Below are 14155 nucleotides of genomic sequence, written 5' to 3' on the forward strand. Positions count from 1 at the left end.
CCCCATGCAACCCGATGGGACTGACAATCGGCCACTTCACCCCGTGTGACGGCCGGTGACCCGGCGCTTGCCCTGTCGCACGTCCGTTGGTGGAACAGAGCGTGAACAATGGGCAACTGGGCAGGGATATGAGAGTCATACCGGCTGATTCCAGTCAGCGGCGCCAATTGCTCGTTGCCGCCCGCGCACGGGCCAGGGAAGAATTGGTCATCCACCCCGCACGCCCAACGCGGCCCGTTGGCCATGCCGTGGTGCGCCCTCATCCGACCCTGCCCGCGGAGCGGGCGCGTATCCGAAGGGAGGATCGTGACCCTCGGATTCGCTCCGCCCTCGACCGCTCCGGCGAACTCGTCGTCCGGGTCGGCCAGCCGCCTCGCTCGGATGCTCGAACCGGCCGAGTGGGCCTCGGCCGGGATCCCGCTCCTGCGCAATCCGCGTGAGGTCGTCAGCGGCCTGCACTCCCGTCACCGGCCCACGCCGTCCACGGCCGTGGTCGCGGTGCTCGACCACGAGGAACGGCTCGCGGCCAGTGCCTCGTTCACCCGCCGGGCCGCTCCGGCGGACGGCTGGGAGTTCCGCAACGCGCTCCTCGCGCATCTGCGCCGGGTCATCCCGCACGATCTGCGCCGGCGTGCGCCGGTGCGCACGGCGGTGCTGCTCTACTGCCGCGAGGGCGACGAACGCTGGACCGAGGAGGACGGGGCCTGGATGTGGGGCCTGCGCGACGCGTGCACCTTGCACGGGCTGCGCTGCGGGGCGTACATCACGCTGACCGGCGGCGGCTGGCAGGTGCTCGGCGAGGGCCGGGGCGGGCGCAGGCCCAGCTCCGGTTCGCGGCCGGCGCCGCTGGGCGAGGACTCCGCGCTCGACCGGCTGGTGCCGCGGATCGCGAGCGGCGCCCCCGAGCCGCTGCGCCGGGCCGCGGCCCGCTGAGCGTCCGCCGGGCCTCGGCACGATGGTGCGGGGCCCGGTCCGTAAGGCCGCGGCCCCGCCGCCGTACGGACGGCGCCGGCCTCTCCGTACACAGCCCGTACACGGCCCGTACACAGCCCTACCCGTGCACACCCTCCGTACACGGCTCTTCCCGTACGCCGCCCAGCGCCTGCCCCACCCCGTCCGCGCCGCACCCGAAGGGGACACGGCCGCACCGCCGGGCGGCCCGGCCGGTGGGCGGCCGGGGCCCGGACGGGCGGGGCGGATGATGCCGACGGGTCAGACGCCCGCGCCGAGCGCGGCGTTGACCCGCTGCGGGTCACCGCAGACGATCAGCAGGGCGGTCGCCCGGCGCATCGCCTCGGGCAGCCGGCGGGCGACGTCCGCGTCGGCACCGCCGTTGACCGCGACGACCACCACGGGCCGGGCGGCGGCCCGGTCCACGGCGGCGGCGTCCGCGAAGAACACGTCCTCGCGGGTGTCCTGCTGCGCCCAGTAGCCGGCCTCGCCGAAGGACAGCTCGTGCGCCGCCCAGGGGTGCTGCTCGCCGGTGGTGAGGACCAGGACGTCGCCGGGGGCGCGGCCGTTCTCCAGGAGCAGGTCCACCGCTTCCTCGGCGGCGTCGAGGGCTCCGTCGACGGGCGCGGGGATCAGCTGGATCTGCGGTTCGGTCCGCTGGTCGGAACGATTCTCCGTACGGGCGGGGGAAGCCGTTCCGGCAGCGGGCGGGCGCGGGGCCGGCGGTGCGGGCCTGGCCGGACCGGGGCCGGGACGCCCGGGTCGCGGAGAGGCCGCGGAACGCGGGCCGGGTACGGGTCGTGGGGTCGGCACGGGGCGGCCTGCGGCCGCGCGGGGACCCTGGGCACTCTCGTGAATCTGAGGCTCCTCGGGGATGAGAGGCATGGGTGGATGTCTATCAAACGCCGTCGCACCGGGCTCGGGCGGGTGGGCGCACAGGGGCGCCCCGACTCCTCGCACGAGTCCGGCGGGAGGGTTTCCCCGGGATCCCGCCGGACATGCCAGAAGCCGGAAGATCAGAAGTCGAAGCCGAGTTGTCCCCCGCTTTCGAGTGCGGCGGCCTCGGCCGAGAGGCGGACCTTCTTGAGGTGCCGCCAGCGGGGCATGGCGTCGAGGTAGGCCCAGGAGAGCCGGTGGTACGGGGTGGGCCCCAGCTCCTCCAGCGCGGCCTTGTGGACCGGCGAGGGGTAGCCCGCGTTGGCCTCGAAGGCGTACGCCGCGTACTGCTCCGACGTGCCCTCCAGGCCGGCCATCAGGGTGTCGCGGCGGACCTTGGCGATCACGGAGGCGGCGGCGACGGCGACGCAGGACTGGTCGCCCTTGATCACCGTGCGGACCTGCCAGGGGCTGCCCAGGTAGTCGTGCTTGCCGTCGAGGATCACCGCGTCGGGGCGGACCGGCAGGCCCTCCAGGGCGCGGGTCGCGGCCAGCCGGAGGGCGGCGGTCATGCCGAGTTCGTCGATCTCGGCGGGCGAGGCGTCGCCCAGCGCGTACGCGGTGACCCAGCCCTCGAGTTCGGCGGCGAGCGCGGTGCGGCGCTTGGGGGTGAGGAGCTTGGAGTCGGTGAGCCCGGCGGGCGGGCGGCGCAGCCCGGTGACGGCGGCGCACACGGTGACGGGACCGGCCCATGCCCCGCGTCCGACCTCGTCGACACCGGCGACGATCCTGGCGCCGGTCGTGGCCCGGATCGAACGCTCGACGGTGTGTGTGGGTGGTTCGTACGGCATGGCGCAACACAGGTTACGCCGACGGATACCTCCCTCGGTACCCGGATTCCCCTCGTCCCTGCCCGCCCGGGCGGGCAGGGACGGCCGATTCGCTGTCGCACACCCGACAGGGGTACGTCGACCAGGCCGAGAACGGCTACGTTACGGGCTACTGGAGCCGTCGGGCGGCCCTTCCGTCGCGTTCGTGAAGTGGCCGCCACAAGCCGTGTGTTCGGGGCGCGACGGGCCTAGGGCGCGTAGGGATCGGCGTCCGGGTCGTACTCCTCGTCACGGGTGGGCTCGCCGCAGAAGACGGAGTCGGTCGCGGGGCGCTGTTCGAGGATGGCGCGGGCGCGGGCCTCGGAGCGGCTGGTCGCGAACCAGGGCTCGTCCTCCGTGCGCTCGAAGCGGTCGTCGAGTTCGCCGAGGGCGCAGGCGCGCAGCCGCTCGGGGAGCCGGTCGAGGGCCGGTGCGGCGTCGGCGGACAGCCCGGAGAGGTAGTTCACGTCGATCTTGCGGTCCTGCTCGTAGCGCTGGACGTTCTGTTCGGCGATCACGGCGTCCGGCTGGAGCAGCCCGAAGGCGAGGACGAAGCCCGCGGCGCTCACGGCCAGGGCGCGGGGCAGCAGCTTGGCGCCCCAGATCCCGGCCGCCATGATCAGCAGGATCACCACTCCGAGCCAGATCTCCATGGCGGTCACCGAGATGCGCAGCCGGGTGAGGCCGTACGCGTCCACGTACAGGTCCATGCGGCGCAGCGCCGAGGCCACGACGACCAGGGTGAGGACGCACAGGGCGCCGAGGACGGAGCGGACCAGGCGGGTGTCGCCGGGGGTGCCGCGGGGCGCCCAGCGCAGCGCGAGGCCGATCACGACGAGGGTGAGCAGGGTGGCGAAGAGGAGTTGCCAGAAGCCCTGGCGGGCGTATTCGGAGTAGGTCAGCCCGGTCTCGCTGAGGACCTTGTCGTAGCCGCCGAAGAGCACGGTGAGCTGGACGGCGTTGAACGCGGCGAAGAGCAGGCAGAGGACGACGAGCGGAAGTGCCCATTCCAGGCGGGCGCGGGGCCGGCCCGGGCTGAACGTGAGCCGGTCCCAGCGCAGCGGGGCGGCGGCGGTGCGGGCGACGGCGATCGCGCCGAACAGGCCGAACAGGAAGCAGAGCAGCCGCCAGGGCGCCTGGTCGAGCGAGATGTCCGGCATGAGGCCGCCGAGGAGGTCGGCGAAGGCGGCGTCGGCACCGGCGAACAGCGCGCCGAACACCACCAGCAGGCCCAGGGCGATCAGGATCGGGCGCAGCAGCGCCCCGAAGCGGCCCTGCGCGCCGCCGGCGCTCTGCCGCGCCCCCTGCCAGGTCCACAGCATGCCGCTGCCGACGGAGTCGAAGAGTCCGAGGGGCCCGAAGAGCACGCTGCTCCAGCCGCGGCCGCCGTGCAGCGCGTAGCCGGTGAGGCCGATGGCGGTGACGACGGCGAGGAAGGTGGGCCAGCCCGCGTCGCTGAGGACGGGTACGACGAGCAGCGCGGCCCCGCCGACGGCCCACACCAGCGTCCAGGGGCGCAGCCGGCGGCCGGCCGCCCGGGCGGCGAGGGCGCCGGCGGCGGTGGCGGGCACGGCCACGAGCAGCAGGTTGGCGCCCGCGCCGTCGCTGAGGAGCAGGGCGGCGGCCAGGGCGGCGGCCAGGATCGCCCAGAGCGTGGCGGAGGTCGGCCGGGCCGGTGCCGGGGGCCGGAGCTTGCTGGGCGGCGGCTTCCGGTGCGGCGCCCAGGCCTGGTACGGCGCGTAGGCCCCCGGCGGGTACGCGCCCGGCGGGTACGCGCCCGGCGGGTACGCCCCCGGCGGATGGGCGCGGGGCCCGTGGGCCCCCTGGGGCGGTACGGCCGCGGCGGGCGGGCTCGCCGGGGCGCCGGCGGGCGGAACGCTCGGCGGCGGGCTGTCCTCGGGCTGCTCGGACGGCTCGGGCTGCTCGGGCTGCTCGGGCTGCTCGGACGGCTTCTCTGCGGACGGTGTGTCGGTCACGGGACCCCCTCCCGGCCCGGTGCGCCGGGCCGTGCGGCCCACGGCGTCCCGGGTGTCTCGTCGGCACGCTGCTTGTCATGATCAGCGCTGCGAGTGGCCGACTTTAACGGCGGCAGACCGTGCCGGACCGGTCCTGCCCCAGCTGTGGCAGGACCGTGACACTTACGGAGCGGCCGGATCCGGAAGAACCGGGGCGGGTGGCCCCGGCTCCGCCGGCCGGACGCGCCCTACGAGCCGGCCGCGGCGGGCACCCAGTCGGGCAGGTCCTCGGTCTGCTCCAGCCATGCGGCGGGCGGCGTGCCGCCCGGGCCGGCCGCGACCACGCCACAGGCGATGGCGCAGGTGGTGTCGACATCGCCGCCGACTCCGGCGGTCGTCCAGAACACCCGCTCGAAGTCGCCGAGGCCGCGGGCCGCGGACCAGAGGGCGAACGGCACCGTGTCGTGCGCGCTGGTGCGGCGGCCGCTGCCGAGGACCGCGGCGACGGTGCCCGCGTCGCCGTAGTCGAGCATGTCGCGCGCCCGGCGCAGCCCGGCCCCGACGGCGCTGCGCGGGACGAGTGCGATGACGCCGTCGAGCAGTGCCTCGGGCGTGGGCGGGCCGGCCGGGTCGGCGACGAGGGCGGCGGCCGCGGCGACGGCCATGGTGCCGACGACGGCCTCGCGGTGCTGGTGGGTGGTGTACGCGGAGATCTCGGCCTGGTGGGTGGCCTGCTCCGGGTCGTCGGCGTACCAGGCCCCGAGCGGCGCGATCCGCATGGCGGCGCCGTTGCCCCACGAGCCCTGCCCGTTGAAGAGCTCCGCCGCCAGCTGCCGCCAGTCCCCTCCCTCGCGCACGAGCCGGAGCATCCGGTTGACGGCGGGGCCGTAGCCGCGGTCGAAGTCGTGGTGGTGGGCGAAGGACTGCGCCAGGGCGTCCTGGTCGATGCGTCCGTGGCTCGCGAGCACGGCGAGGACCGAGCAGGCCATCTCCGTGTCGTCGGTCCACTGCCAGGGACCGGTCGGCGGCTCGTGCCGCTTGAGCAGGGGATAGTTGGCGGGAACGAAGTACTGGGAGCCCAGGGCGTCTCCCACGGACAGCCCGCGCAGGCTGGCCAGGGCGCGTGCGAAGCGCCGGTCGAGAGTGGAGTCAGCGGTCATCGACCAGCCACTCTATCCGGTGGGACCGTACGGTTCCGGGGTACGCCAGCGTTCGAAGGGCCGGTCGAGTCGGTATTTCCCGTCCTCGCCGAGCAGCAGGGTGCGGGTCTCCGCGTTGCCCGGGTTCGACAGGGACTCGAACTCGGCGACCGACCAGTGGAACCAGCGCATGCAGAACAGGCGCATGGTCAGTCCGTGGGTGACGAGCAGGACGTTCGGCGGGTGGTCGGGGGCCTCGAAGCTGCGGTAGAGGCTCTCCAGGAAGGCGCCGACCCGGTCGTAGACGTCGGCGCCCGACTCGCCCTGGGCGAAGCGGTAGAAGAAGTGGCCGTAGGCGTCCCGGTAGGCCTTCTGGAGGCGCACGTCCTCGCGCTCCTGCCAGTTGCCCCAGTCCTGCTCGCGCAGCCGGGGCTCCTCCCGGACCCGGACCAGCCCCGGGTCGAGCCGGAACGCGCGCAGCGTCTCGTGGGTGCGGCGGTACGGGGAGACGTAGACGCTGACCGGCTCCTCGCCGAACACCTCCCGCAGCCGCTCTCCCGTCTCCTCGGCCTGGCGCCACCCGGTGTCGGTGAGCCGGAGGGCGTGGTCGGGCTCCCGCTCGTACACCGTGTCGTCCACGTTGCCCTCGGATTCGCCGTGCCGTACGAGGACGATGCGCCGTGGTCGTGCCATGGCTCGACCCTAGACAAGGCTCGCCCGGGCGGCTCAGTCGGCCCGTCGTCCGGCGTCCATCCGGCGTACGCCGCAGGTGGGGCGGGGCCGGCGCCCCGGCCGCCAGCCCCGGCTCCACCCGGGCGAGAGGGACGGCCGGGCGAGAGGGACGGGCGGGCGAGAGGGGCGGGCGGGGCCTCAGACCGCCCAGGTCGGTTCGAGCTGCACCACGTCGCCGCTCATCGCGGCGACGTCGGCCTCGGTCTGCGCCCGCAGGCCGAGCCGTTCGATCCGCTCCACCCGGTACTTCCCGTGCTCCGCCGCCGAGTTCCACATCGACAGGACCAGGAACTCGTTCCCGGGCGCCTCACCGAACAGGCCCCGGAGCATGCCGGGGGACCCGGCCATCGCCGGGTTCCACACCTTCTCCTGCATCAGCGCGAAGTGCTCCACCCGCTCCTCGTGCACCCGGCAGTGCGCGACCCGGGCCACGTCGGCGTCCGCGAACCGCGGCTCGAAGCCGGTCTTCACGTCGAAGCGGTGGTCGAACAGCTTGACCTGCGCGTTCCGAAAGGTGCCGGCCTGCGCGGCCGCGAGCCGGTCGTGCGAGCGCGCCATGAACGAGTCGTAGAAGGCGCGGCTCTCCCAGAACGCGAAGACATGGGCGACGTCCGGCCGCCGCCGGCTCCATCCCCCGCCCTGCCCCCGGAATCCCGGCTCACCGAGCAGCCCCGCCCACTTCCGCTGCCCCCGCTCGAACCCTCGACGGTCCACCACGGTGCAGCGAATCCACTTGACCAGCACCGCGCCATGGTACGGGGCGGAGCGACGCGCCGTCAGACCTCCGCGGAGTGCGCCCGCTGCACACGCACCAGGCCCGCGGCCTCCTCGGCGTCCGGTTCGATGCCGAACACCTCGGCCAGGACCTCCGTCAACTCCTCCGGCCCCACCCGGCGTTCCTCCCGGGTCCCGTCCACGCGCACCGAGGTCAGGCCGTCGCGGACCAGCGCCCGCCGCACGACCGCGCCGGGCCGGTGGGCCACCACCTGGCCGATGAAGCGCGACCGGGGATGGCTGGAGCTGTAGTGGTTCATGAGCTCGAAGTCGACCGGGTACAGGGCGTGCGGGGCGAAGGAGTAGAGATCGGTCCACCCCTCCGGGCGAAGCGCCCGCAGCACATGGACGCCCTCCGCCTCCGCACCGACACGCTCGACGCCGACCCGCTCCGTACCGACAGGCTCCGTGTCGGCGCGTTCGGTGCCGACCCGCTCCGTACCGACGCCGAAGACCCAGCCGTCCTGCTCGACGCGCGCGCCGTCGACCAGTGGCACCGGCTCCAGCGGGCCCTGCCAGCCGAACCCGGCGTCGGCCAGCCAGGGCTGCCCGTCGACCGTGACGACGAGCAGTGCGTGGGTGATCGGCGTCAGCGCGTCGCCGCGGGTACGGTTCCGGGCGCCGCGCCCGGACACCGTGAAGCCGATCCGCTCCAGGGCGGCGGCGAGCAGCGAGTTCTGCTCGTAGCAGTAGCCGCCGCGGCGCCGGCCGACGAGCTTGGCCTGCAGGCTCTTCACGTCGAGGGGGATCCGGCGCCCGAGCGCCACGTCGAGGTTCTCGAAGGGCATGGTCTCCACATGCGCGCGGTGCACGGCGCGCAGGGTCGCGAGATCGGCGGCGACCTCTCCCGAGTACCCGATCCGCGCCAGATATGCGTCCAGATCCAGCTCTTCCCCGCCCCACATGCGGCACTCCCCCTCCACCGATGACATGTTGATCACATGACACCATGAACAGCTCGTCAGGAACCGCACAAAGAGAGGGGATTGACCGTGAGCGGGCTCAACAAGGGGGTCGGCAAGGTCGAGGTCGCGCTCAAGTGGGACCCCAGTCCGGCCGGTTCCCCCGCGCACGACCTGGACCTCGTCGCGGCGGTCTACGCGGCGGACGCCCCGTACGGCCCCCCGGCCTATCTGGTGCACTTCGACAGCCGCTCCCCCGACGGCACGATCACCCTCCACCGCGACAGCCGTACGGGACAGGGCCTCGGCTACGACGAGGCGATGACCGTGGAGCTCACCCGGCTCGCCGCGCGGTACGCGCGCGTGGTGGTGGGCGTGGCCATACAGCAGGGCGGCGGGCGGCTGACGTTCGGCCAGGTCGCGCGGACCGGGGTGCGGGTGCGCGAGGGCTACACCGATCTGCTGGAAGACGCCCTCGACTCGGTGGCGGACGCGACCGCCGCGACGATCGCCGAGTTCGTCCGGGACGAGGGCGGGCCCTCCGCGGAGTGGCTGTTCCGGCCGCTGCTGCGGGGCTTCGACATCGACCCGAGCACCTTCGGCGCCGTCATGGGCGAGCACCGGGCCTGACACCGGGCGAGGAGCGGCCGGTAGCGGTCGCGGGGGCCGGGGACCGGGCACGACGAAGGGGACCGACCTCCACGGTCGGTCCCCTTCGTCTCGCCACCGATGTCTCGCTACCGGTCAGCCGTCAGCGCGTACTGGCGGAGGTCACTTATTCCTGGCACGCGCTATGCCTCGGATTCTGGCCGGGTTGGCATCCGCCACAAGCCCGGCGCGTGCGCCTGGGTCCACTCTTCTCGGTTGAGCACCTCAAGGCATGACGCCCGGAGCGCTCGGGAGGTTGGGGCGGGACGCACCGAGTGTCGGAGGCGGGGGCTAGGGTCAGCGGCGTCCGACCACCAGCAGGAGACCCCATGCCGTCATGGCACACGCAGCAGGACGCCGCCCAGGCCCAGCCGACCGAGCCCCGGCCGCTGGCGCCGATCCCCTTCAACGTCGAGGCAGTCTTTCCGGAGCTGACCGGTACGTCCCGTGAAGTCACCCTCCTCTACCCCCGGGCCGGGCAGCCGGGCCCGGGTGACAGCTCCATCGGCGGGCCGCTCCTGTGGCCGGCTGACGAGCCCTGGCCGATGTGCGCCGAACCGGACCACTACAAGCCGCTCGGCGCGCCCGTCGGACCCGAGCCGGTCGCGATGGTCCCGGTAGTCCAGCTGTACGCACGGGATGTGCCCGGCCTAGTCTTCCCGGCCGGCACCGACCTGTTGCAGATCCTGTGGTGCCCGCTCGTTCACGAGGACGACCAGTACGCGGCCAACCCCCGGCTCCACTGGCGCAGCGCGGCGCTGACGACCGCCGGCGCCGTCGCCGGGGAACCGCCGCGCCCGCACACCGCGGAGGGGGACTATCTGCCCCGCCCGTGCACGGTGTCCCCCACTGCGGCCGTGGAGTACCCGAACTGGGACCTGCCGGAGGGGCTCGGCGATCTGCTCGACGAGCGGTTTGAGGACCTCAAGGAGGAACAGGGCTACGACTACTTCGAGGTGGCCACTACACAGCAGAGCAAGGTCGGCGGCTACCCGGGGTGGACGCAGCAGCCTGACTGGCCCGACTGCGCAGGCTGCGGCACCCGCATGGAACACCTGCTCAGCGTCACCGCGACCGAACCGGGCATGGGCCGTTGGCTCCCCCTGGACGACCGGGACCCACGCCAGGACGGGGCGGCGGTCCCGTCCTGGCGGGCCGAGGCCAATCCCGCCGCCCTCGACACATTCGGGCACGACATGTGCCTGGGCGACCTCGGCGGCATGTACTTCTTCGTCTGCCGCACCTGCCCCGACACCCCGTACACCCACCGCTACGACTGCTGAGCCCCGCCGGGTCGGCTCGCGCGGGCAGTGACATGGTGCGCCAGCGCCATGATGGCCAGTTGGGGCCGCGAGACCGGCTCCACCGCCCTGGACAGGTAATTCATGCCTGAGTGGCGCGCAGAACACTGGTGGAGACTATTCACTCCAGGTCTCCGGCACTCCCCTGCCGCTGTCGGCACGGGCCGCGAGGTAGCTGGTCCAATCCCGTTTGACGAGCCTGCTCCATCGGACAGCAGTGGTGATGTGGACGCCGAGCAGGTCCGCGAGCACGGCGGCTGGCAGGTCGCCTGCCAGGGAGCACAGGGCACCGTTGCGGGCGGGGCGGATCCAGATGCCGAGGACGTTGAGGTGGCGGGTCAGTCGTGCATCGTCCATCGGATGGCCGGGCCGTGCGCCGGGAAACAGTAGCTCGGTGTCCGGTAGGTTCCGCAGTACCGAGCGGGGGCTGAACGAGTCGGCATCGGCTAGGCGTTGAACGATCTGCGCGAGCGGCGGCGGCAGCAGTACGGGGTGTTGATCGAGGGTGAGATATGTGTGCGCGTCACGTGTGGAGAGGTGGGAGCGGGTAAGCGTGACGATGTGCTGTGGGTGTTGGCCATAGAGCAGAACGAGGGCACCTGCGACTCGGTGGTGGAGTGGAATGTCCTCGCCCGTGAAGCAGCGGCGTAGGAGCCGCCAGCGTTCCTGATCGTCCAAGATGTCGTGGGGATCGTCACGGGGACGAATCCAGGGGACGTCAAGATCGGGAGCCAGACGACGGCTGCGGGCCCACCTGAGGAAGTCGCGAAGACGATGGTGGCTGGTGGTGCCCTCGTCCAGCCATGCATCCACATGCGCTTGAGTAGCCGTGGCCAGGGTCAGTTGCTGTTCGTCGAGCCAGTTCAGGAAGCGGACCGCGATGAGGATGCGGGCGCGGGCGTACCGGCGAACGCTCGTATTCGATGCTCGGCGCATGCTGCGGCCTCGGGCTCGGCGTAGGACCGACCACGACGCGTACGGACGGATGAGAGTGGCAATGTGCGCGGGTTGCGTGACGAGGAGGGTGTCCAGCCAGGGTGGGATGCCGTCGAGGTGTTCATCGCGGGCGGGAAGGATGCTTGCAGTGACGAGGACCTTGCGCAGGTTCTGGACGTGCTTCAGGTGGGAGGGGAAGCTGTCGAGCAGTTCGTGAGTGACTTCCTCGTGCTCGTCGGAGAGGCGCCCCAGGAGCCTGCCCCAGTCGGATTGGGAGGCCCAGAGCAGGATCTGATAGGGGTCCGCTTCGGCATCGAGTAGGTCCAGCAGGGGCGTCAGTTTGGTACGCACCTGGCCGTCCGGTCCGGACAACACCCGACGTAGCCGGTCGTGGGCGACGCACCGCGGGCACAGACCGTCAGCGAACAGCGCATCGAAGCGGCCGCATCGTCGGCAGTTCCAATTCCGGGTATCACCGGCGCACGGACCGCAGATCTCCCTGCCCTTGGTATCAGTGCCGATCAGGGGACGGGTGTTGCCGCAGCAGGCACAGGCTCCGGGACGACGTCGGATCTTCGTGTGACAGCTCTGGCATACGCCCCCGAGCGGCAGGCGGGCATGAACATGAAGGACCTTGCCGCAACGGAAACAGGGGCGGCGCGGACGTCGACGAGAGCGGCACAGCTCGCAGCGTGGCTCGCCCGTCTTCTGTCCACGCGGGCACGGCCGTTGCTCACCGCAGTCGACGCAGGTCGCGATAGGCGGATTCCAGCAGCGCTCACACACCAGCTTTCCGTTGTCCAGGTCGCGGCGGCGGTTGGGGGTTACCCGCCCGCACTCGGCGCAGGCCGCAGCCCTGGCCCGTCTGGCACAGTTCGTACAGATGGGCCCTTGGGGTGTCTCGGCGCCCACAGGCCGGGAAAGTCCGCAAGTTGAGCAGGTGCGTGGAGGCCGGGGATGGCAGTTCTGGCAGAGCGGCCGGCCGTCCCGTCGCGCGACAACTGGGGCGGACTTGCCGCAGACACAGCACTCGTGCCAAAGGGAAGTGTCACGGCGCTTGCACTGATGGCACACAGCTCCGCCGTCGGCCTCGCGGCGGGCGATCTGACGCATGGCGCCACAACGGGCACATGTCTCGACTCGTTGCCGGTTGTAGCAAGCCCCGCAAACCCGGCCCCCATCCAGCCGGTGATGCAGAGTCTTGCTCCGACCGCAGCGAATGCACTGAGCTCGCTGGACGGTGGGGTAGCTCTCGGCAAGCATGTCCAACAGTCGCAGCCTGGCGGGAGGGCCATCGGAGCGGCCCGAGAACAGAGAATCTGGAAATTCGCGGAAATCGCCCAACAGTTCACGAGCCATGGAACGGTTCAATCGCAGCTCCGCAACGAGGACGGTGAGGGCCTCAGGGTCTGCTTCAGGCACGGCTTCAGCTAGCATTTCCACGATGGCAGCAAGCGTGTCCGGAGGCGAAGTCACAGGCCCTCCGGGCGCCGGATGGCGGTCCGCCGCACCTGCGGTGCCGACTGGCTGCTGTTGCCAGTGCCGGTCTTGCGAATCTGCTGGTTGACCACCGTGATCTCGATGAGCTCCTGGACCTGACACTCAAGGAGGTCACAGAGCGCCGCGAGCGTGTCCATCGACATACGCTGCGGCGGCTGCGTCACGAGCCGGAAGACCTGTTCCCGTGACAGGTGCACTCCGCGCTCCGCGAGCAGGGGCACGAGGTCCGTGGTGGCGAACATGCCCCGGTCAGCCATGAGTTTGCGCAGGTGCCACTGATAGCCCATCTTGCGGATCACGAGGTGCCCCACAGTTCTTGGTGACGCTGCAACGAACGTTGCAGCAGGCGGTTGCGGTACTCGTCGCTAACGCCCGTGTAGAGCGCGGTGGTGGAGGCGTATGCGTGACCGACCTGGTCCTGGACGAACCGTTCCGGGTAGTCGAACTCGATCAGGTGCGTCACGTACGAGTGGCGTAGGCAGTGCAAATCGAGTTCCGCCGGCAAACCGGCCGCGTCGCGTGCTGCCTCGAATGCCTCGTTCACCGACCGCCGCGAAAGACGGCTTTGGCGCTCGGTCACCCACAGGGCCGAGAGCCGCCCGGGGATGACGGCAGGGCGAATCTCATCGAGCCATTGCTCCAGGGCGGGCACGATCCAGTCCATTTCCGGGACGGTGAGCACGGTTCGACGCTTGGGCGGGCTGCCCTTTGACGACTTCCCCCAGCGGACATATAGGGCACCGAATCGCCCGTACTGCTTCGCCTTCGGGTTATGCCGTAGGTCGGCCAGGTCCAGACCCCACGCCTCGCGACGGCGTAGCCCGTAGGCGTAAACCGTCTTCAAGAGCACGGCATCGCGTATCGCAGCGAGCGCACCTTTGCGTCGCCGGGCCCTGATCTCCTCCACGCGCGCGTCCGCCGCGTCAAACAGGGCCTGAACCTCGTCATAGGTCAATGGGCGCCGTCGGGGATCGCCTTCGTACTCCGCAACGTGGGCGACCGTGTTCCACTCATGCAGGATCTGTACGGGCGCTTGGCCGAACTTCTCCTCGCACTCCCGCGGCCACGCATATCGGGCGTCGGTGACGTACTCCATGAACAGCCGTAGGGCGTTCTGGTAGCCGCGGGCGGTCGAGACCACGATGGGCCGCTGTCCCGACCGCAGGTGGTAGATGAACGCTTCGACCTCTGAGGCCTGCCACTGCCACGGGTACTCGTTTGTGAAGGCCGCGAAGCGTCGTACCAGGTCGACGCGGGACTGGATCGTCTGCGCCTTCAGAAAACGAGTCCGCTGCTGCATAGCCCAGCCATCGAGCATCGCCTTGAACACGGCCGGTTCGGGATCGATGTGTAAAACGCCGGCGGCCAGCACCAAGGACGCCGACCCCGGCAAATCAGCTGCTCTCGTCACGATGCATTCAACGCAACATCGATGCAACGGTTACGCGACGGCTTGAATCTCCGCAGATCCGAGACGCCACAGAGGGTGCCGGCCAATGGCCGGCACCCTCCCTCAAGTGCAGATCAGCGCCCTCAGCAGGAGGTGCTCAATGTTGCATCAGACGCAATTCC

13 protein-coding genes are annotated in these 14155 nt (G+C 71.5%); 3 read left to right on the forward strand and 10 right to left on the reverse strand.

The window, feature by feature from the left end:
* The first annotated feature begins 306 nt into the window (after positions 1 to 306).
* The gene (locus AB0M18_RS29670) at positions 307 to 933 is read left to right on the forward strand and encodes a hypothetical protein (RefSeq protein WP_365763369.1); all 627 of its coding nucleotides are present in this window, start codon (positions 307 to 309) and stop codon (positions 931 to 933) included.
* A 279-nt stretch (positions 934 to 1212) separates the two neighbouring features.
* Here AB0M18_RS29670 and AB0M18_RS29675 read toward each other — a convergent pair whose 3' ends face one another.
* From AB0M18_RS29675 to AB0M18_RS29705, 7 genes are all read right to left on the reverse strand, one after another.
* Positions 1213 to 1836, reverse strand: coding sequence for a hypothetical protein (locus AB0M18_RS29675; RefSeq protein ID WP_365763371.1), 624 nt, complete (start codon positions 1834 to 1836; stop codon positions 1213 to 1215).
* Positions 1837 to 1967: 131 nt separating this feature from the next.
* On the reverse strand, positions 1968 to 2678 hold the full coding sequence (locus AB0M18_RS29680; RefSeq protein WP_365763373.1) for a ribonuclease HII: 711 nt from the start codon (positions 2676 to 2678) through the stop codon (positions 1968 to 1970).
* Positions 2679 to 2905: 227 nt separating this feature from the next.
* On the reverse strand, positions 2906 to 4672 hold the full coding sequence (locus AB0M18_RS29685) for a DUF4173 domain-containing protein (RefSeq protein WP_365763375.1): 1767 nt from the start codon (positions 4670 to 4672) through the stop codon (positions 2906 to 2908).
* A 227-nt stretch (positions 4673 to 4899) separates the two neighbouring features.
* Entirely contained in the window at positions 4900 to 5811 is a 912-nt protein-coding gene (locus AB0M18_RS29690) for an ADP-ribosylglycohydrolase family protein (protein ID WP_365763377.1), read from the reverse strand.
* A gap of 12 nt (positions 5812 to 5823) precedes the next feature.
* Positions 5824 to 6483: a histidine phosphatase family protein gene (locus AB0M18_RS29695; RefSeq protein WP_365763379.1), complete on the reverse strand. Its 660-nt coding sequence runs from the start codon at positions 6481 to 6483 to the stop codon at positions 5824 to 5826.
* Between the two features lie 177 nt (positions 6484 to 6660).
* Positions 6661 to 7266: a YdbC family protein gene (locus AB0M18_RS29700; protein WP_365763381.1), complete on the reverse strand. Its 606-nt coding sequence runs from the start codon at positions 7264 to 7266 to the stop codon at positions 6661 to 6663.
* A gap of 32 nt (positions 7267 to 7298) precedes the next feature.
* Positions 7299 to 8201, reverse strand: a complete 903-nt coding sequence (locus AB0M18_RS29705) for an arylamine N-acetyltransferase (RefSeq protein WP_365763383.1) — start codon at positions 8199 to 8201, stop codon at positions 7299 to 7301.
* 87 nt (positions 8202 to 8288) lie between these two features.
* On the opposite strand from AB0M18_RS29705, the gene AB0M18_RS29710 reads away from it, so the two are divergent.
* Together AB0M18_RS29710 and AB0M18_RS29715 are read left to right on the forward strand one after the other, a co-directional pair.
* The gene (locus AB0M18_RS29710) at positions 8289 to 8828 is read left to right on the forward strand and encodes a TerD family protein (RefSeq protein ID WP_365763385.1); all 540 of its coding nucleotides are present in this window, start codon (positions 8289 to 8291) and stop codon (positions 8826 to 8828) included.
* Positions 8829 to 9175: 347 nt separating this feature from the next.
* Entirely contained in the window at positions 9176 to 10129 is a 954-nt protein-coding gene (locus AB0M18_RS29715; RefSeq protein ID WP_365763387.1) for a hypothetical protein, read from the forward strand.
* A 135-nt stretch (positions 10130 to 10264) separates the two neighbouring features.
* On the opposite strand, the gene AB0M18_RS29720 is transcribed toward AB0M18_RS29715, so the two are convergent.
* From AB0M18_RS29720 to AB0M18_RS29730, 3 genes are all read right to left on the reverse strand, one after another.
* Positions 10265 to 11434, reverse strand: coding sequence for a hypothetical protein (locus AB0M18_RS29720; protein WP_365763389.1), 1170 nt, complete (start codon positions 11432 to 11434; stop codon positions 10265 to 10267).
* A 1121-nt stretch (positions 11435 to 12555) separates the two neighbouring features.
* Complete coding sequence (locus tag AB0M18_RS29725; protein ID WP_365763391.1) at positions 12556 to 12882, reverse strand: helix-turn-helix transcriptional regulator; 327 nt, start codon at positions 12880 to 12882, stop codon at positions 12556 to 12558.
* Positions 12879 to 13994 carry a tyrosine-type recombinase/integrase gene (locus AB0M18_RS29730; RefSeq protein WP_365763393.1) on the reverse strand — a complete coding sequence of 372 codons (1116 nt, stop codon included), beginning with the start codon at positions 13992 to 13994 and terminating at the stop codon, positions 12879 to 12881. The genes AB0M18_RS29725 and AB0M18_RS29730 overlap by 4 nt, the downstream gene beginning before the upstream one ends.
* Between the last annotated feature and the right edge of the window lie 161 nt (positions 13995 to 14155).

It is taken from the genome of Streptomyces sp. NPDC051909, assembly GCF_040681095.1.
Classification (GTDB): domain Bacteria; phylum Actinomycetota; class Actinomycetes; order Streptomycetales; family Streptomycetaceae; genus Streptomyces.